Here is a 21,845-nt window from a genome sequence, read left to right on the forward strand (position 1 = left end):
AGCGAGAGTGCTTTTCGAAAAGTGTGCGGGGTGTGCAGAATTCTCACTGCAAACTCTGGGCAAAGTGACAGGTGAGTCTCAGCGGCTTCTCAGCAGCGCAAGGCAGTCTTGTAGTCAACAGAGTTGTGGCCAACCATGTTGGTGGTCACCGAGACGAAAGCGAGCCGATGACCGAGGACCGTAACACTGGGCCGAACCGGCCCGAGCAGCCCGACAACGAACCCCAGCCGACGCAGGCTCAGCCGACACAGGCCTACCCGACGCAGCAGAATCCTGCCCAGCAGAATCCCACGCAGGCCTACCCGACTCAGCAGCATCAGCCGCCGACGCAGGCCTACCCGACTCAGCAGCATCAGGCGCCGGGTTACGGACAGCACTACGGTGCGCACGAGGCTGCCCGCCAGCAGCAGTCGCCCTATCAGAGTGCGGCGAGCGCCGCCGGCCCTGCCGGACCGGGAGGCCCTGCTGGACCGGGAGGCCCCGACACGCAGATTCCGGCTCCGTTGCGCGGACCCAATGCTGATCCAGGCCCGGCCAAGAAGCCGAAGCGTATGGCGCTGGTCGCCGGTGCACTGGCCTTGGTGCTGGTCAGTGGCGGCGTCGGCGGTGCGGTCGGCGCGATCGTCGCGGACAACAACAACGGTGGCAGCGGCACAGTCACCAACTCGCTCAACGCTGCCAAGCCGACGGCAACCAACACGTCGAACGCGCCGGCCGGTTCGGTTCAGGCCGTGGCCGAGAAGGTAGTACCCAGTGTGGTCCAGATCGAAGTGGCCACAGCGCAGGGCTCCGGCGGTGAAGGGTCCGGCGTAGTTCTGTCCTCCGACGGTCTCATCCTGACCAATAATCACGTCGCCGGCGCGACGGGCGCGCAGTTGAGCGTGTCGTTCTCCGACGGCAGCAAGGCTTCGGCCAAGCTGGTCGGCGCCGATCCGGTGTCCGACATCGCCGTCATCAAAGTCGACGGCCGCAATGATCTGACGCCGATCGACCTGGGCAATTCAGCTGACGTAGTGGTCGGTCAGCAGGTTGTGGCAGTCGGCTCGCCGTTGGGGCTGGCCGGAACGGTCACCGAGGGCATTATCTCGGCGCTCGACCGACCGGTGTCCACCAGCGGAGAGTCCGGCAACCAGAACACCGTCATCGATGCCCTGCAGACCGACGCAGCCATCAACCCGGGTAACTCGGGTGGCGCACTGGTCAACATGGACGGACAGTTGATCGGTATCAACACGGCCATCGCGTCACTCGGAGCGTCGTCGGGCACGCAGGGTGGGTCGATCGGACTCGGCTTTGCCATCCCGATCGATCAGGCGCGGCGTGTTGCCAACGAGTTGATCGAAACCGGCAAGGCCACTCAGGCAATGATCGGCGTGACGGTGCCTTCGCAGGACAACGCGGATGGCGCGACAGTTATGGACGTCACCGCTGACGGTCCGGCTGACAAGGCTGGAATCCCGAAGGGTGCCGTCATCACGAAGGTTGACGATCGTGTTGTCGCAGATGGTGATTCGCTGATCGCGGCGGTTCGTTCACATGCTCCCGGTGACAAGGTGTCGATCACGTACAGCGACGGTGGGCAGACCAAGACCGTCGAGGTCACTCTGGGAACCGCACCGGCACAGGGTGGGCGATGACGATTGGTGATCTGCCGACGATCACCCCGATCTTCGGCCGGATCGCAACTGATTCGGGGCGCGGCACTACGGTAGGAGTCATGGAACTCGAAGCCACATCGGCCGGCCGCGCCCTGGTTGTCATCGTCGACGATCGCACAGCTCACGGTGACACCACCGACTCCATCGGTCCGCTGGTCACCGAACTGCTGAACGAAGCAGGTTTTCACGTCGACGCGACGGTTGCGGTCGCTGCTGACGAGGTGGAAATCCGGAACGCGCTCAACACCGCGGTGATCGGTGGTGTCGACTTGGTGATCTCGGTCGGCGGTACCGGCGTGTCACCGCGCGACGTGACACCGGACGTGACGGCCGAGGTGCTGGATCGGGAGATCCCGGGAATTGCCGAGGCGCTGCGCGCGTCCGGGCTGTCCGCCGGATCGCTCGAAGCGGGCTTGTCTCGCGGCTTGGTCGGTGTCTCGGGCAGCACTGTGGTTGCCAACCTGGCGTCGACGCGCCCCGCGATTCGTGACGGCATGGCAACGTTGACGGCTTTGGCGGGCCACGTGATCGCCGAACTGTCCAGCCTCGAGGGCTGAGCAGAGTTGTCCGACGACAAGAACTCCAGCAAGAAGCCTGTCGACAGGGAGGCTTTGGCGCGCATTTTCGGGGACGTGTTCCCGGAGACGACGTCAGACGAGCGCGATCCGCAAGGGTCATCCGGTTCGTCGGATGACGAGTGGCTACGCCGGCAGATTCCACCGCATCACGGTGGTTGACGTACAACACACATCAGGCCCGCCCGGACATTCCGGGCGGGCCTGATGTGTGTTGATGAACGTCAGTCGAAGCTTTTGGCGTGGGCGCCGGAGTCGGGGTCCGTCGCGCCGGTCGCGAGGATGTCGCGAATCTGGATGAGCAGATCGGTTTCGCTCGCTTCCTTGTCCTCGGGTTCGGTGGCGAACTTCTTCTTGGCCGCGTTCGCGGGAACGATCAGCACGAAGTAGACGACTGCCGCGATGATGATGAAGTTGATGATCGCGGTGACCACGGCACCGATGTTCACGAAGGTCTCGGCATTGCCGGCGATGATTTCTTTGCCCCAGCCCAATTCGTCTGATCCACCGATGGCGGCGATCAGTGGGTTGATGATGTTCGAGGTGAAAGCCGTGACGATGGCGGTGAACGCCGCGCCGACGACCACTGCAACGGCTAGGTCCAGAACATTTCCGCGGAGCAGGAAGTCTTTGAATCCCTTGAGCATGTGGGTGTCCCCCGAATGGTGTGTGAGGTGAACGTGGCGGTTCTCCGGCGAGAGCCGAATGCAAAAATCCTAAAGGAGCAAGCACCGATATGTTTGCTCACTTGAACGTCACCGTGATTGCGCTGACGAGCGATGCGGCCGCGACGCGGGTGGCGGCCTCGGTGGGCAACGCCAACATGATCACCTGTTCTCGCTGGTTACGTGTACTTTCTGCAGCGGTGACCAGGACCACGACGGCGCCGGACGCAAGAATCGTGGGGTTGCTGTCGTTTGTCTGTTCGTTCGGAGTGTCGGGCCCAACTGTGAGCACGTCGACAATGTCTCCGCTACGGACAATGTCCGATACTGCGGCATCGGCGAGTCGGACCGGGACAATTCGAGCGTCGTCGGTTCCCGTGGACTCACGGGCCAGACGTGAGCCGAGAACCCGGACGTCGGTGACAATTTCTCCGCGGCGAACAGGCCCGGCGACGGTACTACCCACCACGTCACCGACCTCGGTGAGTGTCCCGTTGGGGAGTCTCTCGGCCGGGAATTCGCCGATCCCGAGATCGTCGACGGTGACAAGTTGTCCCGGAGCAACATCGCGGGCGGCAGTGACAACTCGGACGGTATCGGAGTCCGGATCGCCCCGAAACAGCAGCGCTATTCCGAGCCCGGCGAGAGTGAGGGCAGCGATTTTTCGAACTGTCGCGCCTCGCGCACGGTTCGGCTTTGCGATCGCAACCAACCGGTCGACGACGTTGGGCGTGAGATCGACATCACCGAAATTCTGTGATCCGGGTCGACCGTGACTCCGAGAGCGAGCGCGGAACAGCCCGGACAGGAATGGTTGTCGCATACACAAACGGTAGGGCCGGAAGCGTGCTTTCCGGTCCTACCGATATTTGTCTGTGGACAACCTCGCGGTTGTGGAGAAAGTTGTACTCGAACTAGCTGGCGGCGGCCTTTGCCGGAGCCGGAGTGCTGGTCGACGAGGAAGACGATGACGAGGAAGACTCGGACTTGGTCGACGACTCGGACTTTGCGGCCGGAGCGGAATCGCTCTTGGCGGGTTCGCTGGCCGTGCCGGAGCCACCTCGGCTGTCGGTGCGGTAGAAACCGCTGCCCTTGAACACGATGCCCACCGAGTTGAACAGCTTGCGGAGCTTGCCGGAGCAGGCTGGGCAGACCGTCAGCGAATCTTCGCTGAACGACTGGACGATGTCGAAACGGTTGTCACATTCCGTACATGCGTATGAGTAGGTAGGCACCGGGCTTCCTCCGCATTGTGATCTAAGTGCTTCATCAGGTCTGGCGAGTGCTGTCGAGCCAGTTCTGACACCGCAGCCCTTAGCACTCTACAAGTGACAGTGCCAACAGCGCTAATTACGTGTCTATTCCCACTGTGCGAGAAATGGTGGCGGACGCCTCATCGGCCCAGTGGGGTCCAACCCGCAGTCGGGGTCAGAGCCCAGCCCATCGGAATGTCGTGTGGGTCTGCGGGGAGCCGTTCCACGAGTTCGGAGTCGCGAACTACCGCGACGAGCCTGGCAGTCGGCGACGCCAACCCCAGCGTGCGGTCGTAATACCCGGCGCCGCGTCCCAACCGCGTGCCGTGCAGATCCACTGCGAGGGCCGGGACAAAAATCGTGTGGGCGAGCGCAATCGTTTCCGGTGGCAGTACCGGTCCGACGGGTTCGCGCAGTCCGTACGCAGCGGGGCGAAGAGCGTCGACGCCCGTGTACTCGACCCAGGACAGGGGACCGGGTGTGCCGGTGATCGGCAGGAGAACGCGATCTACGACGGCTGCCAGCGCGTCCAGCAGGTCAGTGGTTCCGGGCTCGGTTCGGGTAGGAACGTAGGCGCAGACAGTCGTCCCCGGGATTGTCCGATCAATCGAGTGCGCAGTGAGAGCCGATGATTCGGTGCTCCGGGTTTGCTCGGATAACGCACCCCGCTCGGTCAGCACTGATTGTCGCCATTGCGCTTTTTCTCGAGGTTCCACCACTTCACGATAAGCATCGTGCTGACCATTGGGTAACAAGCTGCCGTTAGGGTGTTGGCATGACAGACGTGGTCGCTAGCAACAAGAAGGCCTTTCGTACGGCCGTGGTTCCTGCTGCCGGATTGGGTACCCGCTTCCTGCCGGCCACCAAGACCGTTCCCAAGGAATTGCTGCCGGTCGTCGACACACCGGGCATCGAACTGGTTGCCGGTGAGGCCGCCGATTCGGGCGCTGAGCGACTGGTCATCGTGACTTCGCCAGGCAAGGACGGCGTTGTTGCCCATTTTGTCGAGGATCTGGTCCTCGAAAGCAAGCTGGAGGCGAGTGGAAAGCTCGCTCTCCTCGCCAAGGTGCGTAAGGCGCCAGGGCTCCTCGAAGTTGATTCGGTGATCCAGGATCAGCCGCTCGGATTGGGGCACGCGGTCGGTTGCGCCGAGGCTGTCCTCGACGATGACGAAGATGCGATCGCAGTTCTGCTGCCCGACGACCTCGTGTTGCCTAGAGGTGTGCTCGAAACCATGGCCAAGGTGCGTGCCAAGCGCGGCGGTTCGGTTTTGTGCGCCATCGACGTTCCCAAGGACAAAGTCAGCGCGTACGGCGTCTTCGACGTCGAGATCGTGCCGGACGCCACCAACCCCGATGTCCTCAAGGTCATCGGAATGGTCGAGAAGCCGGCTATGGAGGATGCGCCGTCCACGTTTGCTGCCGCAGGTCGATACCTGCTCGATCGTGCCATTTTCGACGCACTGCGACGCATCAAGCCAGGAGCCGGTGGTGAGTTGCAGCTGACCGATGCCATCGCACTTCTCATCTCCGAAGGCCACCCCGTGCACGTCGTCGTTCATCGCGGTACTCGACACGACCTCGGAAATCCCGGCGGTTACCTCCGCGCTGCGGTTGACTTCGCACTGGACATGGATGACTACGGCCCGTCGTTGCGAGAGTGGTTGATCGCTCGTCTCGAACGATAAGGACCAGTTCGGACATCTCCGCACAACAGTTGACGCAGGATCGAGATGACCGGCCAATCGTGTGGCAAGGCATCATGGGCTGCGGGTAACACGAGTTTCGCGACAAAGTAGGAGGACGCAGTCCATATGCGGTCGGTTGAGGAGCAGCAGACCAGGGTCACAGCCGCTGCAGTTGCGCCCCGGCCGGTTCGTGTCGCCATTTCGGAGGCGCAGGGGTTGCTCTGCGCCGAGGAAGTGGTTACCGAGCGGCCGCTGCCAGGGTTCGATCAGGCTGCTATCGACGGCTACGCAGTCCGTAGCGTCGATGTTGCGGGCGCCGGCACGGATCTGCGTGGCGAGGACGGCGAGCCGATCGACTTGAGCCTCCCGGTCGTCGGTGAGGTCACGGCCGGTTCACGTCAGCCGATCCGGCTGCAGCCCCGGCAAGCTGTTCGCGTCGACACCGGCGCGCCGCTGCCCACGCTGGCCGATGCGGTTCTCCCGCTGGAGCAGACGGACGGTGGCCGTGCCCGCGTGCGGGTCTTTGCGCCCGTGCGCTCAGGCGACTACGTACGACGCGCAGGTGACGACGTGCAGCCGGGCGATGTCGCTGTTCGAGCGGGAACCATCATCGGCGCTGCTCAGGTCGGGCTACTCGCGGCAGTGGGCCGGGACAAAGTTCTGGTGCATCCGCGTCCGAGGCTCTCGGTCATCAGCGTCGGCGGTGAACTGGTCGACATCGACAGAACTCCTGGACCAGGCCAGGTCTACGACGTGAATTCGTATGCACTGGCCGCGGCCGCCCGCGACGCCGGAGCCGACGTCAACCGGGTCGGTATCGCCGGATCCGACGCTCGCCGGTTGCGTGAGGTCGTCGAGGGACAGTTGATCCGATCCGAGATCGTGGTCATCGCCGGCGCTGTCGGAGGTGGAGCGTCCGACGAGGTCCGCGATGCTCTGTCCGAACTGGGCACGCTCGAAGTCGAGCGGGTCGCGATGCATCCGGGATCCGTTCAAGGGTTCGGCCAGCTCGGGCGTGACGAGGTACCGACCTTCCTGCTGCCGTCGAATCCGGTCAGTGCGCTCGTAGTGTTCGAGGTCATGGTCAGGCCGCTCATCCGGATCGCGCTGGGTCGTCGCCAGCCGATGCGCCGCATCGTGAAGGCTCGGACAGTGGGAACGATTACGTCGATCGCGGACCGTAAGGGATTCCTGCGTGGACAGTTGATGCGCGACGAAGCGACGGGGGAGTACCTGGTTCAGGCACTCGGCGGCGCTGCGGGTGCGTCGTCCCACCTGTTGGCGACGTTGGCCGAAGCGAACTGCCTGGTTCTCGTCGACCGTGATGTGACCGAAGTGCAGATCGGTGAAGAAGTCGACGTCGCATTTCTCGCCCAACGTGGCTGAGTCACGGCTGTGTCACTTCCAGTGCGCCGCTTCGACTTTCCAACCGAATGAGGTGTGATGTCAGTCCATCCCGGATGGCCCGAGAAGCTGGGTCCGATTCGTGTGGCTGCCGGTGTGGTCACCGTCCGGCCGATTCGGCTGCGTGACGCGTCCGCGTGGAGCAGATTGCGCATTCGGGATCGAGAGCATCTCGAGCCGTGGGAACCGACCGGCGAATCACCGTGGGACGCCCGGCATCACATCACCGTGTGGCCGTCGTTGTGCGGGAGTCTGCGATCCGAGGCGCGTAAAGGCCGGATACTCCCGTGGGTGATCGAGCTGGACGGCAACTACTGCGGCCAGATTACGGTCGGCAACATCGTTCGCGGCGCGCTGCGCTCCGCCTGGGTGGGCTATTGGGTTGCGTCCGACGTCACGGGTGGTGGCGTGGCGACAGCAGCGGTGGCGCTCACGCTGGACCATGCTTTCTCGCGAGTGGGATTGCATCGCGTCGAGGCAACTGTTCGTCCGGAGAATTCGTCCTCACGCGCTGTGCTCCACAACGTCGGCTTCCGTGAAGAAGGGCTCCTTCGCCGGTACCTCGACGTCGACGGGCAGTGGCGCGATCACGTGCTTGTCGGAATGACGATCGAAGAGATTCCCACCACAGTTGTGGATCGGCTTGTGCATGCCGGACGGGCGTCGTGGGTATGAAGTCCCTAGTTAAAAGGTAGTTACCGCCCCAATTGGCATCAAAATGACTGACGCTGGTCATTGTGAGTTCAACTTTTCCTGCGACAAATTCCGGCGGTTCGGTCAGTTCGGTTCGGTACGCGTGTGACACATGAGTAAGGTGGGGTTCGGCGCGTCGGCAACGATGCGAGCCGGTTGGCCGTTAACCTTGATTCATCAACGGCTGGCATAGGTGCTGGTAGGTGATCGGGAGGAGGTCGCGGCATGCCTAGTTCATTCGTGTGGATCGGGCTCGTGGCCGTCTGGTTGTTCGTGCTCGTGCCCATGCTCGTGAACAAGCGCCCCCGGATCCGTCAGACCAGCGAAGCGGCTCTTGCGACTCGCGTACTTCACCGCGGCGACAGCAATCCTGTGCGACGCGGACCGGCAGCCGGACATCGAAGCGATCCGAACTGGCAACCAGAACCAGTGCGCAGCAGCTACGACGCGGAGGACCAGATGGACACTCACGCAGAAGACAGCGACTACAGCGGCGGTCGTGCCCCGGTCAGGGATTTCGTGCCTGTTCGACGCGGGCGCGGTGGATTCGATCCCGAAGCTGATGCCGTCGCCCGAGAAGCGCGCTACACATTTCGCCAGCGCACCCTTCTCGGACTTGCCTTCGTCTCGATCATGGCCGGCGCACTCGCGCTGATCGTCTCGCCCCTCGTGTGGTGGCTCTGTGCCTTGTCGTTCGTCGGTCTTGTCGGCTACTTGGCATATTTGCGTCGGCAAGTGCGGATCGAGCAGGAGATTCGCCGCCGTCGCACAGAGCGGCTCAACCGTTCGCGGCTCGGCGTCGAATCACACACCGACGAGGAATTGCGCCTCATTCCTTCTCGTCTGCGCCGACCGGGCGCAGTGGTCCTGGAGGTTGACGACGGCGACCCGGCGTTCGATCACCTCGATCACTACGAGGAAGAGCCGATGCAGTCGGAAATGCGTCGCGCATCGGGGCAGTAAGCGTCCATCGTTTGAAAGGCGGGCTGCTCGGGGCGCGGACTTCGGTCCTGCTAGAGTTGCCGAGCAACCGCTTTCGGGCGATGGCAAGGGGCTGTGGCGCAGTTGGTAGCGCGCTTCGTTCGCATCGAAGAGGTCAGGGGTTCGATTCCCCTCAGCTCCACCACGTAGTCACCTGCAACAGGTCCTTCAGTAAGTACTGAAGGGCCTGTTTTCGTTACAGACCGCTCGGTCGACAAATTGCGCAAACTCGCGAAGAATGTGCGGGTGTGTGCAGGTTCATAGGGCCGTTGGGTCTCATCGCGCCCCGTTTCGAAGCGGTTGAGGCATGATCCTTGGTGAGCCAGTTATTTTCTGGACATGTAACGGCCATGGTGTCGCGACGATAATCTCACTGTGTCGCTGCGATGTTGCATGCAGCTAGAACGTATTTTGTCGGGAGGAACTTGATGAGCCAGCCACGACGGCTAGCCATGGCGCTTGTAGCTGTCCTGTGTCTGACAGGTGTGGGGTTCCTCGCGATTTCTGTGTTTCCGACTGTCGTCTCGGCGCAACCAGGTGCAGCCGCCAACACCACCGGTACAGACATTGCCGACGACGAACCCAGTGCCGACGCCCGCCGACCTAGCGGCAACGGGAACGGGAACGGCAACGGCAATAACGGGAACGGCAACGGCAATAACGGGAACGGCAACGGCAATAACGGGAACGGGAACGGCAACGGCAACAACGGGAACGGCAACGGCAATAACGGTTGCGGCAATAACGGCAATGGCTGGGGCAACGGATGCGGCGGTTGCCACCACCATTGCCCGACGACAACACCTGTAGTGACGACAACACCTGTAGTGACGACAACACCTGTAGTGACGACAACACCTGTAGTGACGACAACTCCCGTAGTGACGACAACAAGTCCTGTGGTGACGACGACTACTGATTCGGAAGTTCCGACGACGGACCCGACCGAACCGGAAGTTCCGACCACGACGACTGATCCTGTCGTGACAACGACTACCGATTCGGAAGTTCCGACGACGGACCCGACCGAACCGGAAGTTCCGACCACGACGACTGATCCGGTCGTGACGACAACTACCGAACCGGAAGTTCCGACCACGACGACCGATCCTGTCGTGACAACGACTACCGAACCGGAAGTTCCGACCACGACGACCGATCCTGTCGTGACAGCGACGACTGATCCTGTCGTGACAACGACGATCGATTCGGAAGTTCCGACGACAGACTTGACCGAACCCCAGAGACCGAGCAATTCGACTGACGCGTCTACAACTCCTGAAGCGTCTCCAAGTTCAGAACAGTCCAATGAAACTTCGGCAGTGGCAGCTCTGGCCGGGCCGGAGAATCCGCAGGGTCCGTCCGCTCAGGGTGGGGCGCCGGCGCCCGGGCCGTCCGGTGGTGCAGGTGGCGCCGCTACGCCTGCAGCACCTCAAATCTTGGCCGCACCGGCACCGATCGCTGTTGCGGTGCAAACGGATACTTCGAATTCCTCGGCCTCGGCAGAAAGTGAAGACCCGCAAGCTCTCCCGGTGGTCTTCACCTCAGGATTGCCTCCAATTCAGAATGCTGCTGCGGTAGTGGGCGGCCTCGCGGGAATGACCCTGGTTGCGGCGGGTGCGGGAGCGTTGACGTTCAGAGGCGCGTCGATGCAAAAGGCTCGATTGACAGCGGCGCGGGCTGAGTTCTTGGCACCCCGATCCGGAAGAGGTGTGTAGGAAGTGCCGACGAACAGACGATCCCATCGGCGAGTTCTCGCTGCGGTGGATGCGGTGTGTGATGCTGCCGCATCGTCGGAGGCGGTGAATTTGTTGACGGTTGTGGAGGCTGTGGCGCTCGAGCGTGAGCGGCCGATCGAGATTGATCTGGAGACTCCGTTGGCGACGGGTGTGTGCGGTCAGCGGCGAGCGTTCGACGATCATGACGTGATCGTTTTGGCCCCCGGCTTGCCAAATGTCGAGCGAACCCTTGCACATGAGTTGGGGCACATCGTGTTTCGGCATGAAGGAGCGGAGATTGCGGAGGCGACGTTGGAAGCCAGCGATGATTTGATCGCGTACATGCTGAGCCAGCGATCGTTACGCCGCAATGAGCCGGTTCCGATGGATGATCTTGCAGAGTGGGAAGCGGAGACCTTTGCGTCGATGCTGTTGATGAGGTTGAAAACGATGAGTGGCCGTGGGACGCCGCTGTCGGTGTTGCGGTACGACGAGGCGATCGGATGATCGCTTGGGCTATTGCCTTGGTGGTGTGGATCGCGGCGGGTGCAAGACTGGGGCGCGTGGTGGCGCGAGTTGCTACGCCGCTGCGCACGGCCATGGTTATTGTCGGATTCTGTGTTGCGCTGATGGTTACGGTGATCGTCCCCGGGGTGTGGGACATCGTGGACAGAATTTCTCCTGATCAGCACTTTGCAGCGATGGTTGTTGTTGTGCTGTGGGTGTTCTTGTCGGCGGCAAGCGCGGTTGGCGCGGTTTCGGCGTGGCCTGTGATGACGCGTTCGGCGATGCGCGGCGTTGCGATCGTGTTGTATACGGTCGGGTTGCTTGTTTCGATAGCCGTGGGGGTCGGTTATTCGCTTCCGGCTTTGATCTTTGTCGTTGTCGCGCTGGCGTTGGTTATCTCGACCGGGTTGCGGTACGTTGCGTGGGCGCCGCTGGGCCGCGGAATCGGACTCATCGTGGTGGGTTCGATGATTTTGCTGATTGTTGTCGTGGTCATGCTGGTCGAGTCGGTGCGTGGGGCGAACGCACTGGAGTCCGGTATCTGGTCCGGCGCCGGCGTGCAATTCGTGTCGGTGGCGGGGCTACTGATCGCGTTGGGTATCACGTGGATGCTGATCGAGACGTGGGTGCGCGCGCGTTTGGATCTGAAGCGGCTGCGGGGCATGCATGGCTTGCTGGTGAAGCGTTTTCCAGAGGTTGTGGATGCTGAGAGTGCGGCAACCACAACAGTGCTCAAAGCGTCGGACATGATCGCGCAGATCATGGACGCCATGTACATCCAGGCAGGTGCCGGTTTGTTCGATGTCGGTGGCAGGGAGCCGCCGAGGTCGCTCGCCACTCATTCCGCGATATTGACGGAGTGGATTGTGAATCCGCTGGAATCAGATGTTCTCGATACCAGGTGGATTGCGCCTCCTGACGGTATGTCTGCCAGGAGGTGGGTTCTAGTTCTGGCCAGGGATTTCGACAAGCTTGAACCCCAGCCGAATACGACAAAAGCAGGCCGATAGGTGTCGATCGACCTGCTCGATGTCGTCCAGGGACAGCCCTAGCCTCGTGTCAACGTGACGCGTCTGGTGGAACTTCGGGTAGTCCTTCGCTTGCGCGGAGCTTTTCGGCCATAGTCGTGAGAAGATTCTGGGACTCTTCAGACAGGTCGAACGCTCGGCTCGACAGTCGACGCAGACCGTAACCCTGGAGCTGTGCGAGCAGTTCGAGGTCGTGATCGATCTTCGCGGCATAGATGTCGTTGAAGAAGTAGTCGGGCTTCACTTTGAAGAAGCGCGCAAAAGCGGCGACGGTCTCGTCCGACGGGTTGGTGCGTTGTCCCGAGCGGAGCTGTGAGATGTACGGCTTGGAGATCTGGTGGCCGTCCTCGATCAACGCGGAGGCGACCTCGGCGTTGGTGTGGGGCTTGCGCCCGGGAGGATGGACACTGTCGAACAGTTTGTTCAGTCGTTCTGCAAAGTCAGCCATTGTGAACCGCCCCGTAATCCTCTCTATCAGCGATTGTTTCGTTCAGCGAATCCCACGATATCACGCGGATAACCGATTGGTAGCTCGCTGTAGTCCATTCAGTGGGCTCGGGTCGCAAAGTTGGGTTCTGTGATTAGGAGAGCTCCGAGGCGGCTTCCGTCGAGTTCTTGGGCAATTTCGGGTCCGTCGATATCGCAATAGGACCATTTATGCGGGAACTGTGGACCTACCTCAGTGCTGCCTATTGTCACCATAACGAACCGTTTACCCGTTTTGCGTGCAGTAGCTATACGTTAACCCGGTTTCTGCGGTTCTTCCGGTTCGGATAATCGCAGTTCAGCCACCGGTCGACTGCAGTTAACCCGCCGAAGTTGGCCTTATCGGGACTTCTGGCCCGAATTGCCGAAATGTGGCCCATGGCCTGCCGCATGGAGGGTGGTCGAGGTTTGCCGAGGAGGGTGTTCACCACTAGCCATGGCCTGACCGTTGGCGCAAAATTGTGACATGAAACACATCATGAGTGACGAAGAGTTACGCCGAGCGATTCGCGCCCTCCAGGACCGTGCCCTCGATGCGCGCAAGCGTGGAGACCGTGAAGCGGCCGACGCAATCGAGCGCACCATGCGTGACTACCAAGACCAGATGGCGCATCGCTTGTAGTAATTGCGGCATGGAGTCGGTCCCCGGAGAAGGGGACATAAGCCCTGCCGGTAGGTGCTGCGTGCGTACACTTCCCTTCCATGTCCACAGTGCTAGCGCGGGGGAGTGTAAAGCCATGTCGATAAGGTCGCTCGATGGAAAGAAATGCCTGATCACGGGTGCGGGTAGCGGGATCGGCCGAGCTACGGCGATCGCGGCGGGCGCGGGCGGGGCAGAGTTGTTTCTCACGGATGTCAACAGTTCCGGTCTCGACGAGACCGTCGAAATGGTGTCCTCGGCCGGCGGTACCGTCAGCGTGGCAGAGGCGTTCGATGTTTCCGATTACGACGCCGTATCCAAATTCGGCGCAGAAGTGGCCGAGCAGTTCGGATCGATGGATGTCGTGATGAACGTTGCCGGCATATCGGCGTGGGGAACAATCGAGAATCTCGAGCATCGGCACTGGCGATCCATGGTGGACGTAAATCTCATGGGGCCCATTCATGTCATGGAGACGTTCATTCCGCCGATGATCCGCGCCGGAAAAGGTGGCCACCTGGTCAATGTCTCGTCTGCCGCCGGTCTGCTGGCTCTGCCTTGGCATGCGGCATACAGTGCCAGCAAGTTCGGTCTACGCGGCGTGTCAGAGGTGCTTCGGTTCGATCTGAAGCGTCACGGTATCGGTGTGAGCCTCGTTGTCCCGGGAGGGGTGAAGACTCCGTTGGTGGGCACCGTCGAGATTGCGGGTATCGATCGGGAAGACCCGCGGGTCAAGTCATTGGTACATCGATTCGAAAAGCGGGCGGTCTCCCCGGAAAAGGTGGCGGCGTGCATTCTCTCCGGTATCGAGAAGAATCGATATCTGGTTTATACGTCCAACGACATCCGGTTCGGTTATTGGTGGGCTCGTAAGTTCTCGCCGCCCTATGAATTTGTCATGCAGAAAGCGAACGACCAGTTCGCCAAGCTGTTACCGCGCTCGTAATTAACTGCCGTTAGGACCTGTGTCGAACTCGGATAGGGACCAAGGTCACCGAAATGTCAAAGAGCTTTCGATTTGGTATCGAATTCAACTTTCCGCCCGAGCGTGTCCATGCGGCATTGACGGATACCCGGTATTGGATGGTTCGGCTTGGCGACCTGTATTCCAAAGCCGTTATAGAAGTCGGGGGTGGAGCGATAACGGTGTCGTTAGCCGACAATCTCGAATCGTCGGCATTGCCGGGGCTGATTGCAAAGCTGGCTCCGGACCGCCTCGGCGTCGAGCGAGCTGATCGGTGGGGTCCGCTATCCGACGGCCGGGCGATCGGATCGGTGACCGGGAGAACGCACGGATTACCTATCCGCATCGAGGTCGACCTCGAATTGACCGAGTCAGGTGAAGCTCGTTCCGTTCTGAACGTCGACGGCTGGGCCGAGGTGAAGATTCCGGTTGTCGGCGGTCAGATCGAGAGGCTGTTGAAGAATATGGCCCAGGATCTACTGCGCCGCGATCACGACGCTGTAGAAGCGTTCCTCCTGAATCCCTGAACGCTCGCTACTCGTCGACGCGATAGAGCTCGGCATGCAGATGATGAGTGAGTGGCGTCTGATCGTGTGCCATCCAGATGTCGTACGTCAGGGTGTCTTCGTGAACCCGCACTACGCGTCGTACATCGATGACAGGCATGGCATCCGGAGATGCCGCCAGCGTCAACAGTGTGAAGGCAAGGGTGCCCTCGGCGTCGATGCTTCCGCGGTGGATCTCGACGAAACCGGTCGGCTGGGTGATCAGCAACTCGAGCTCGTTGCCGGAGACCGGGCGCAAGTATCCCGATTCCATGTGAAGCGGGCGCCCGTCGGGCAATCCACGTGTGCGTGAGCTGTACGTCAGAAACGGTTTGGGGGTCGGAGCGAAGACGATTTCCTCGGAGTACTCGAAATCGTCGATCGTCGGAAAATGTCCGCTACCGGCGCCGGCCCAGCGTCCACGCAACAACTCGACCCCTCGGTGCTCGTTCTCGGGTCTCTGTGGTGCCGTCATGGTGGTTCCTCTCACTGGTGTCGGCCATCAGATTACGCATCAGCGGGAATACTGTTTATCCATGAACGGTTCCGGATCCGTCTCGCTCGGTGTCGACTCCGAGGTAGGTAAGTTGCGTTCGGTCATCCTGCATCGTCCCGGCGACGAGTTGAAGCGACTCACCCCACGAAACAACGATCAACTGCTGTTCGACGGTTTGCCGTGGGTTGATCGGGCGCAGGACGAGCACGATCAGTTCGCGTCGGTGCTGCGTGAGCACGGTGTCGAGGTTCTGTTGTTGGCGGATTTGCTCACGGAAGCCTTGACGGTCAGCGGTGCGGCCCGGATTCAGGGAATCTCGGCAGCAGTGGACACGCGGAAGATCGGGCACTCGCTGGGGCAGCATCTGTCGTCGTATCTGCGCAGTGTGCCGCCGGCGGAGTTGTCGTCCATCCTCACCGCCGGCATGACCTTCGACGAACTCCCGGTGGATGCGTCGTCGACGTCGCTGGTGCGGCGGATGCATCACGGCGGGGATTTTGTGATCGATCCGTTGCCTAATCTGTTGTTCACGCGTGATTCGTCGTTCTGGATCGGGGCGCGGGTGGTGATTACGTCCTTGGCGTTGTCGGCGCGAGCGCGGGAGTCGTCGATCACCGATCTGGTGTATGCGCATCATCCCCGGTTTCGGGGGGTGCGGCGGGCGTACGAATCGCACACCGCTCCGGTGGAAGGTGGTGATGTGCTGCTTCTTGCTCCCGGCGTGATTGCCGTCGGTGTGGGTGAGCGTACGTCGCCGGCGGGAGCGGAAGCCTTGGCGCGCAGTGTGTTCGACGACGATTTGGCGCATACGGTGTTGGTGGTGCCGATCGAGCAGCGGCGTGCGTCGATGCATCTCGACACGGTATGCACGATGGTGGAAGCCGATGCTGTGGTCATGTATCCGGCTATTCAGAACACATTGTCAGCCTTCACTATTCGGCGTGAGGACGAGGGTGTGAGCATTCGTGGCGCCGACCCGTTCCTCGAGGCCGCCGCCGACGCGATGGGGATCGGGAAGCTGCGGGTCATCGACACCGGATTGGATACGGTGACTGCCGAACGTGAGCAGTGGGACGACGGAAACAACACTCTGGCAATCGAACCCGGCGTGGTGATCGCCTACGAGCGCAACGTCGAGACGAATGCGCGGTTGGAAGCGTCGGGTATCGAGGTGCTCCGGATCGCGGGGTCGGAACTGGGATCCGGCCGAGGCGGTCCCCGGTGTATGTCCTGTCCGATCGCCCGCGATCCGCTGTGAAACCTAGAGGATTTCTTCGACCTTGTCTGCCGGGCGGGCGAGGACTGTGCCCTTGTCAGTGACGACAAAGGGGCGTTCGATGAGAATCGGGTGTTCGATCATGGCGTCGAGGATCTTGGACTCGGACGCGTCGGCGAGCCCGAGCTCCTTGTACTGCGATTCACGCTTGCGGACTGCCTGGCTGGGAGTGAGGCCGGCGTCGGAGAGGAGTTTTTCCAGTTCCGAACGGGTAGGCGGTGTATCGAGGTACATGACGACGTTCGGTTCGATGCCGTGTTCGCGCAGCCGCGCGAGAACGGTTCGTGAGGTGTTGCATCGTTGATTGTGGAAGATCGTTGCAGAGGCCATGGTCGACATTGTGCCTGGCGTGATCAGCCGTCCGGTCGGGAAGTGGGAACAAATGCCCCCTTCCGGCGCGCTGGACTGAAGTACCGACGTATGAGGAGTGGATGATGACGGAACATCGGAGTGTCGACGAACGGCGGGTGGCGATCGCCGGAGGTCACGGCAAGATCGCGCAGCACCTCATATTTTTGCTGGCCGGGCATGGTGATCGGCCGATAGCGCTGATCCGCAATCCGGATCATGAGGGTGCTGTCCGAACGTTGGGCGCATTCCCCGTGGTGATCGATCTGGAAACTTCCACCGTCGACGAGGTTGCGAAGGTGTTGGCGGGGTGCGATGTTGCTGTTTTTGCGGCGGGCGCCGGTCCGGGAAGCGGAGTCGCCCGTAAGGACACTGTCGACCGGGCGGCGGCCGTACTGCTTGCCGACGCCGCCGAAAAAGCGGGTGTTCGTCGGTTCATCCAGATCAGTGCGATGGGCGCCGGTGAACCGGTGGCGGAGGGGACCGACGAAGTCTTTGCGGCCTATCTCGAGGCGAAGACGGCTGCCGAGGACGATCTGAAGGGTCGTACCGAGTTGGAGTGGACGATTGTGCGTCCAGGGCTTCTCACGGATGACGACCCAACCGGTGAGGTAACACTGGCAGAACCTCCGGTTGCGCGTGGATCGGTCAGTAGGGCCGACGTGGCGGCAGTGATCGAGGCGCTGATCGATGCACCCGCGACTGTCGGCAAGACGTTGGTTCTGACGTCCGGCCCCGACCAGATTCGCGACGCGGTCGATGCCTTGTGATGACCGACATCGCGATCGACCATGATTCATCTGTGGCGCCGTACGACCAACTGCGCCAACAGATTATCGAGCAGGTTCAGACCGGGGGACTGATCGCGGGGGCCAAGATTCCCACGGTCCGGGCGCTGGCGACTGACTTGGGTTTGGCGGCGAATACCGTCGCAAAAGCGTATCGGGTGCTCGGTGAGCAGGGGGTGATCGAGACCCGAGGGAAGCAGGGCACGTTCATCGCATCGGGCGACGATCCGGTGCGTGCGCAGGCGGAGCAGGCGGCGACGGCATTTGCGAAAGATGTGCGTGCTCTCGGATATTCGGACGATGAGATCGTGACCATGGTCGAGGCTGCATTGAGAGGTGCGTGACACAGCTTTAAGTTGACGCTTCAACTTAAAGCTGTCAGGCTTGCACCATGAATTCGTCGATCGTCCGTGACCTCGGACTCCTCATCGCCCGTATCGGCCTCGGCATCATCTTCATCGCCCACGGCTGGCAGAAGTTCTTCACGTACAAGATCGCCGGCACACAGGCGTCCTTCGAAGCCATGGGCGCGCCGCTGCCCAAGGTGTCCGCAATAGCCGCTGCCACCATCGAACTCGGTGGCGGAATCCTGCTTATCGCCGGCGTGTTGACTCCGCTCGTCGGTGTGCTGTTGTTCCTCGACATGGTGGGAGCCTTCTTCATCGTCCACTCGGGTAACGGTGTTTTCGTCGACGCCGGCGGCTATGAACTGGTACTTGCACTGGGTGTCGGTTCGCTGCTGATCGCCACGATCGGCGCCGGACGCATCAGCGTCGACGGATTGATTGGTAAAGGCGACGGCTGGTTGAAAACCGCAGCGTAAGGCGTGTTCGAGGCGGGTCCGACTGGCGTCGGGCCCGCCTTCGCTATTGCTTTTGTTCGCCCGAGTGACCAACGTATTGACTTATGGTGACGAAATCTGATCGATCCGAGCAGAATTCCGGTGCCAACGAGGACCGACCGACAACCGGGTTTACCCGGGTGGGTGTGCGAACCGATTACGTGGTTTTCTCCGTAACGGCATTGGCGGTCTTGGCAATTCTCGTGTGGGGCCTTGTCGCGCCCGACAATCTGAACTCGGTGACGGGGAGCGTTCTCGACTGGCTCGTAGTCAACATCGGCTGGCTTTTTGTTCTCGCGGCGTCAGCTTTCGTGCTGTTCTCCATCTACCTTGCCGTCAGCCGGTTCGGAGACATTCCACTCGGCAAGGACGGCGAGAAACCGGAGTTCCGGACCGTCAGTTGGATTGCGATGATGTTCAGCGCCGGAATGGGAATCGGCCTGATGTTCTTCGGCGTCGCCGAACCTCTGGCGCATTACGTCGATCCGCCGCCCGGCACCGACGGTGGTATCGGTACCGCCATGGCAACCACCATGTTCCACTGGGGGCTGCACCCCTGGGCGATGTATGCCGTTGTGGGCCTAGCCATTGCGTACGGATCGTATCGACGTGGGCGCAAGCAGCTGTTCAGTTCGGCATTCATACCGCTGCTCGGGCGTCGGGCTGAAGGTCCGATCGGCAAGGTCATCGACATCCTTGCGATCTTCGCAACTCTCTTCGGCACGGCCGCGTCGTTGGGACTCGGTGCCCTGCAGATCGGCTCGGGATTCCAGGTGGTCGGGTGGATGCAAGAAGTGAGTGTCTTCCTCCTCGTGTCCATCGTCGCGGTGCTGACCCTCGCCTTTGTCGCATCGGCAGTTTCGGGCGTTTCCAAGGGAATTCAGTGGTTGTCCAACATCAACATGGTGCTCGCATTGATCCTGGCGCTCTTCGTGTTCGTGCTCGGACCGACAGTTCTGATCCTCAACCTTCTGCCCACCACCATCGGCGCCTATGCGTCGGACCTCGCCCAGATGTCGGCGCGTACCGGAGCGTCGTCGAATCCGGAGACCGGAGAGTGGCTGTCGTCCTGGACCATCTTCTACTGGGCCTGGTGGGTGTCCTGGACGCCGTTCGTGGGAATGTTCCTGGCGCGCATCAGTCGTGGGCGCACCATCCGTCAGTTCATCATCGGCGTCATCGTTGTTCCCACGACCGTGAGCCTGCTGTGGTTCTCGATCTTCGGTGGGGCCGGGATCGGTGAGGAACGAGAGGGAATCGATCTTGCGAGCCGCGGTTCGGAGGAAGCACAGTTGTTCGGCATGCTCGACAATCTCCCGCTCGCCGGAATCACGACAGTTCTGGTAATGCTCCTGGTCGCAGTGTTCTTCGTCTCGGGCGCAGATGCGGCGTCGATGGTGATGGGCACGCTTTCGCAGCGGGGAACACTCGAGCCGAGTCGGTGGGTCGTGGTGTTCTGGGGTGTGCTGACGGGCGGGGCGGCGGCGCTACTGCTGTGGACCGGCGGTTCCGAAGCACTCGAAGGTTTGCAGACCATGACGATCATCGCGGCCGCACCCTTTGTCGTGGTGATGATCGGTCTGTGCTTCTCGCTGTACCGAGATCTGTCACACGACCCGATCATCGTCGCTGCCCGAGAGCAGAAACGAGCGCTTCTCCGAACAACGCGACGGGTCCGACGAGGCGCTCGCGCTCGGCGCGATACCTGAGCTATTTCCAGCTCGGCAACCACAGGTGGTTCTGCCACGATTCCGGCGTGATCGGCATCGCGGTCAGGATCGGCCACAGGTAGACGAAGTTCGCGACAACCAGCCCGATGTACAGGCTGACCGCGAGTAGTCCGGTGGTGCGTCGCTCGACGGAATCCGTTGCCTTGCCCAGGACGTCACCGAGTGTCAGTGCAAATCCCATGACCATGAACGGTGCGAGCGCCACGCCGTAGAAGAAGTACATCTGACGGTCCATCGTGGCGAACCAGGGGAGGTAGGCGGCGCCGTATCCGGTGAGAACAACGGCATAGCGCCAGTCGCGCCGGACAAACGTCTTCCAGATCGCCCACGCCAGCATGGGCAGGGCCAGCCACCACATAGCCGGGGTACCGATCAGCATGATGGCCTTGACGCAACTGGCGGCTCCGCAGCCCGTTACCTGCTCGCCGTCGGCGTAGTAGTACAGCATCGGACGCAGACCCATCGGCCACGTCCAGGGTTTCGATTCCCACGGATGATGATTGCCCGCGGAGTTCGTCAGACTCGAGTGGAAAGTGAGCACGTTTCCGCTGTAATACCACAGGGAACGCAGTGCCGAGGGTATGAAACTCCACGTCCCGCCCTCGCCGATCTCGTTGCCGACGGCATGGCGATCGACGCCGGTCTCACTCGCGAACCAGGCCCAGTAGCTGGCCAGGTAGACACCGATCGGGATGACGACCAACGCATACAGAGCGGGGCCGATGTCGCGGATCGCGGTGCCGAACCACGGCCGTTGCACGCGGTAGGCACGGCGGGCGGACAGGTCGAACGCGACGCTGAGTAGTCCGAAGAACAAGATGAAGTACATGCCGGACCATTTGGTGCCGCAGGCCAATCCGAGCAGAATGCCGGCGCCGAATCGCCACCACCGGAATCCGAGCCGTGGACCCCATTCGGAATCACCGATCCGGCCCTCCGCGTAGGCCGTTGCCATCCGTTGCCGAACCTGGTCACGGTCGACGATGAGGCAGCCGAGCGCGGCCAGGACGAAGAACGCGAGAAAGATGTCGAGCATGCCCAGACGGGACGAGACGAACGTGACGCCGTCGACGATCAGCAGAATGCCGGCAATCGCACCGATCAGTGTCGAGCGCGTCATCCGTCGAACGGTCCGAATGATCAGCAGCACCATCAAAGTTCCGGCCAGTGCCGACGAGAACCGCCAACCCCAGCCGTTGTAGCCGAAGATCGCCTCGCCGATTGCGATCATCTGCTTGCCGATCGGCGGATGCACCACCAATCCGTAACCCGGGTTGTCCTCGATCCCACCGCCGGTCAGCACCTGCCATCCCTGCGGCGCGTAGTGCTTCTCGTCGAATACGGGAGTACCGGCGTCCGTGGGATAGGCGAGCATCGTGAACCGGGTGATTGCGGCGATCGTCGTGATGACAGCGGTGACGATCCAGCCGCGCAGTCGGTCCGTGGGCCCGAAGTCCGGGGCGGGTACAAGCGGCGCTGGACTACGCACTACCCGATCGCCACTGGCGGGCGTTGGCCGCTCGTCCGTCTGCACAGTCACTTGGCAATCGTAGGCTGTCAGG

Annotated in this window: 26 protein-coding genes and 1 tRNA gene; 18 read left to right on the forward strand and 9 right to left on the reverse strand. The window is 61.6% G+C overall.

What is annotated here, in order from left to right; all coding sequences use genetic code 11:
* Nucleotides 1-167: 167 nt before the first annotated feature.
* Together ACFRFQ_RS22645 and ACFRFQ_RS22650 are read left to right on the forward strand one after the other, a co-directional pair.
* A complete protein-coding gene (locus ACFRFQ_RS22645; RefSeq protein WP_378662559.1) occupies nucleotides 168-1,637 on the forward strand; it encodes a trypsin-like peptidase domain-containing protein in 1,470 nt (489 codons plus the stop codon).
* 80 nt (nucleotides 1,638-1,717) lie between these two features.
* On the forward strand, nucleotides 1,718-2,215 hold the full coding sequence (locus tag ACFRFQ_RS22650; RefSeq protein ID WP_179300869.1) for a molybdenum cofactor biosynthesis protein B: 498 nt from the start codon (nucleotides 1,718-1,720) through the stop codon (nucleotides 2,213-2,215).
* Between the two features lie 242 nt (nucleotides 2,216-2,457).
* Here ACFRFQ_RS22650 and mscL read toward each other — a convergent pair whose 3' ends face one another.
* The 4 genes from mscL to ACFRFQ_RS22670 all read right to left on the reverse strand — a co-directional run bounded on the left by mscL (nucleotide 2,458) and on the right by ACFRFQ_RS22670 (nucleotide 4,867).
* A complete protein-coding gene (mscL, locus tag ACFRFQ_RS22655) occupies nucleotides 2,458-2,880 on the reverse strand; it encodes a large-conductance mechanosensitive channel protein MscL (RefSeq protein ID WP_378662562.1) in 423 nt (140 codons plus the stop codon).
* Nucleotides 2,881-2,977: 97 nt separating this feature from the next.
* Nucleotides 2,978-3,721 (reverse strand): SAF domain-containing protein, encoded by a 744-nt coding sequence (locus ACFRFQ_RS22660; RefSeq protein WP_378662564.1) that lies wholly within the window; start codon nucleotides 3,719-3,721, stop codon nucleotides 2,978-2,980.
* A 91-nt stretch (nucleotides 3,722-3,812) separates the two neighbouring features.
* The gene (locus tag ACFRFQ_RS22665; RefSeq protein WP_378662566.1) at nucleotides 3,813-4,133 is read right to left on the reverse strand and encodes an FmdB family zinc ribbon protein; all 321 of its coding nucleotides are present in this window, start codon (nucleotides 4,131-4,133) and stop codon (nucleotides 3,813-3,815) included.
* 158 nt (nucleotides 4,134-4,291) lie between these two features.
* A complete protein-coding gene (locus ACFRFQ_RS22670; protein WP_378662569.1) occupies nucleotides 4,292-4,867 on the reverse strand; it encodes a 5-formyltetrahydrofolate cyclo-ligase in 576 nt (191 codons plus the stop codon).
* Between the two features lie 59 nt (nucleotides 4,868-4,926).
* On the opposite strand from ACFRFQ_RS22670, the gene ACFRFQ_RS22675 reads away from it, so the two are divergent.
* The 5 genes from ACFRFQ_RS22675 to ACFRFQ_RS22695 all read left to right on the forward strand — a co-directional run bounded on the left by ACFRFQ_RS22675 (nucleotide 4,927) and on the right by ACFRFQ_RS22695 (nucleotide 9,061).
* Nucleotides 4,927-5,838 (forward strand): UTP--glucose-1-phosphate uridylyltransferase, encoded by a 912-nt coding sequence (locus tag ACFRFQ_RS22675; RefSeq protein ID WP_378662572.1) that lies wholly within the window; start codon nucleotides 4,927-4,929, stop codon nucleotides 5,836-5,838.
* A gap of 126 nt (nucleotides 5,839-5,964) precedes the next feature.
* On the forward strand, nucleotides 5,965-7,224 hold the full coding sequence (glp, locus tag ACFRFQ_RS22680) for a gephyrin-like molybdotransferase Glp (RefSeq protein ID WP_378662574.1): 1,260 nt from the start codon (nucleotides 5,965-5,967) through the stop codon (nucleotides 7,222-7,224).
* Nucleotides 7,225-7,281: 57 nt separating this feature from the next.
* Complete coding sequence (locus ACFRFQ_RS22685; RefSeq protein WP_378662577.1) at nucleotides 7,282-7,917, forward strand: GNAT family N-acetyltransferase; 636 nt, start codon at nucleotides 7,282-7,284, stop codon at nucleotides 7,915-7,917.
* Nucleotides 7,918-8,160: 243 nt separating this feature from the next.
* Nucleotides 8,161-8,898, forward strand: coding sequence for a gephyrin-like molybdotransferase receptor GlpR (glpR, locus tag ACFRFQ_RS22690; protein WP_378662579.1), 738 nt, complete (start codon nucleotides 8,161-8,163; stop codon nucleotides 8,896-8,898).
* 87 nt (nucleotides 8,899-8,985) lie between these two features.
* Nucleotides 8,986-9,061 (forward strand) — tRNA-Ala (locus ACFRFQ_RS22695).
* Nucleotides 9,062-9,286: 225 nt separating this feature from the next.
* On the opposite strand, the gene ACFRFQ_RS22700 is transcribed toward ACFRFQ_RS22695, so the two are convergent.
* Entirely contained in the window at nucleotides 9,287-10,066 is a 780-nt protein-coding gene (locus tag ACFRFQ_RS22700; protein WP_378662582.1) for a hypothetical protein, read from the reverse strand.
* A gap of 172 nt (nucleotides 10,067-10,238) precedes the next feature.
* On the opposite strand from ACFRFQ_RS22700, the gene ACFRFQ_RS22705 reads away from it, so the two are divergent.
* The 3 genes from ACFRFQ_RS22705 to ACFRFQ_RS22715 are packed head-to-tail and all read left to right on the forward strand — an operon-like array spanning nucleotide 10,239 to nucleotide 12,151.
* Nucleotides 10,239-10,634 carry a hypothetical protein gene (locus ACFRFQ_RS22705; protein ID WP_378662584.1) on the forward strand — a complete coding sequence of 132 codons (396 nt, stop codon included), beginning with the start codon at nucleotides 10,239-10,241 and terminating at the stop codon, nucleotides 10,632-10,634.
* Between the two features lie 45 nt (nucleotides 10,635-10,679).
* Nucleotides 10,680-11,141, forward strand: a complete 462-nt coding sequence (locus ACFRFQ_RS22710) for an ImmA/IrrE family metallo-endopeptidase (protein ID WP_378663317.1) — start codon at nucleotides 10,680-10,682, stop codon at nucleotides 11,139-11,141.
* Nucleotides 11,138-12,151 (forward strand): hypothetical protein, encoded by a 1,014-nt coding sequence (locus tag ACFRFQ_RS22715; protein WP_378662586.1) that lies wholly within the window; start codon nucleotides 11,138-11,140, stop codon nucleotides 12,149-12,151. The genes ACFRFQ_RS22710 and ACFRFQ_RS22715 overlap by 4 nt, the downstream gene beginning before the upstream one ends.
* A gap of 49 nt (nucleotides 12,152-12,200) precedes the next feature.
* On the opposite strand, the gene ACFRFQ_RS22720 is transcribed toward ACFRFQ_RS22715, so the two are convergent.
* Nucleotides 12,201-12,617 carry a helix-turn-helix domain-containing protein gene (locus ACFRFQ_RS22720; RefSeq protein WP_033234244.1) on the reverse strand — a complete coding sequence of 139 codons (417 nt, stop codon included), beginning with the start codon at nucleotides 12,615-12,617 and terminating at the stop codon, nucleotides 12,201-12,203.
* 504 nt (nucleotides 12,618-13,121) lie between these two features.
* Between ACFRFQ_RS22720 and ACFRFQ_RS22725 the strand changes: the two genes are divergently transcribed.
* The 3 genes from ACFRFQ_RS22725 (at nucleotide 13,122) to ACFRFQ_RS22735 (ending at nucleotide 14,786) form a co-directional block, all read left to right on the forward strand.
* Nucleotides 13,122-13,277 carry a hypothetical protein gene (locus tag ACFRFQ_RS22725; RefSeq protein ID WP_185993148.1) on the forward strand — a complete coding sequence of 52 codons (156 nt, stop codon included), beginning with the start codon at nucleotides 13,122-13,124 and terminating at the stop codon, nucleotides 13,275-13,277.
* Nucleotides 13,278-13,392: 115 nt separating this feature from the next.
* Nucleotides 13,393-14,241 carry an SDR family oxidoreductase gene (locus ACFRFQ_RS22730; protein WP_378662590.1) on the forward strand — a complete coding sequence of 283 codons (849 nt, stop codon included), beginning with the start codon at nucleotides 13,393-13,395 and terminating at the stop codon, nucleotides 14,239-14,241.
* Between the two features lie 53 nt (nucleotides 14,242-14,294).
* Complete coding sequence (locus ACFRFQ_RS22735; protein WP_378662593.1) at nucleotides 14,295-14,786, forward strand: DUF2505 domain-containing protein; 492 nt, start codon at nucleotides 14,295-14,297, stop codon at nucleotides 14,784-14,786.
* A gap of 7 nt (nucleotides 14,787-14,793) precedes the next feature.
* On the opposite strand, the gene ACFRFQ_RS22740 is transcribed toward ACFRFQ_RS22735, so the two are convergent.
* Nucleotides 14,794-15,279 (reverse strand): FABP family protein, encoded by a 486-nt coding sequence (locus ACFRFQ_RS22740; protein WP_378662596.1) that lies wholly within the window; start codon nucleotides 15,277-15,279, stop codon nucleotides 14,794-14,796.
* Between the two features lie 61 nt (nucleotides 15,280-15,340).
* Between ACFRFQ_RS22740 and arcA the strand changes: the two genes are divergently transcribed.
* Complete coding sequence (arcA, locus tag ACFRFQ_RS22745; RefSeq protein ID WP_378662599.1) at nucleotides 15,341-16,558, forward strand: arginine deiminase; 1,218 nt, start codon at nucleotides 15,341-15,343, stop codon at nucleotides 16,556-16,558.
* Nucleotides 16,559-16,561: 3 nt separating this feature from the next.
* Here arcA and arsC read toward each other — a convergent pair whose 3' ends face one another.
* On the reverse strand, nucleotides 16,562-16,915 hold the full coding sequence (gene arsC / locus ACFRFQ_RS22750) for an arsenate reductase (glutaredoxin) (protein ID WP_138872383.1): 354 nt from the start codon (nucleotides 16,913-16,915) through the stop codon (nucleotides 16,562-16,564).
* 95 nt (nucleotides 16,916-17,010) lie between these two features.
* On the opposite strand from arsC, the gene ACFRFQ_RS22755 reads away from it, so the two are divergent.
* The 4 genes from ACFRFQ_RS22755 (at nucleotide 17,011) to ACFRFQ_RS22770 (ending at nucleotide 20,262) form a co-directional block, all read left to right on the forward strand.
* On the forward strand, nucleotides 17,011-17,694 hold the full coding sequence (locus ACFRFQ_RS22755) for an SDR family oxidoreductase (protein ID WP_378662603.1): 684 nt from the start codon (nucleotides 17,011-17,013) through the stop codon (nucleotides 17,692-17,694).
* Entirely contained in the window at nucleotides 17,694-18,056 is a 363-nt protein-coding gene (locus ACFRFQ_RS22760; protein WP_378662605.1) for a GntR family transcriptional regulator, read from the forward strand. The genes ACFRFQ_RS22755 and ACFRFQ_RS22760 overlap by 1 nt, the downstream gene beginning before the upstream one ends.
* Nucleotides 18,057-18,103: 47 nt before the next feature.
* On the forward strand, nucleotides 18,104-18,535 hold the full coding sequence (locus tag ACFRFQ_RS22765) for a DoxX family protein (protein ID WP_378662608.1): 432 nt from the start codon (nucleotides 18,104-18,106) through the stop codon (nucleotides 18,533-18,535).
* 83 nt (nucleotides 18,536-18,618) lie between these two features.
* Complete coding sequence (locus ACFRFQ_RS22770; protein ID WP_378662611.1) at nucleotides 18,619-20,262, forward strand: BCCT family transporter; 1,644 nt, start codon at nucleotides 18,619-18,621, stop codon at nucleotides 20,260-20,262.
* A 1-nt stretch (nucleotide 20,263) separates the two neighbouring features.
* Here the strand turns inward: ACFRFQ_RS22770 and ACFRFQ_RS22775 are convergent, their stop codons facing one another.
* The gene (locus ACFRFQ_RS22775) at nucleotides 20,264-21,823 is read right to left on the reverse strand and encodes a dolichyl-phosphate-mannose--protein mannosyltransferase (protein WP_378662614.1); all 1,560 of its coding nucleotides are present in this window, start codon (nucleotides 21,821-21,823) and stop codon (nucleotides 20,264-20,266) included.
* Nucleotides 21,824-21,845: the final 22 nt, after the last annotated feature.

Origin of the sequence: Rhodococcus sp. NPDC056743, from assembly GCF_042790355.1 — a bacterium.
Taxonomy (GTDB): domain Bacteria; phylum Actinomycetota; class Actinomycetes; order Mycobacteriales; family Mycobacteriaceae; genus Rhodococcus_F.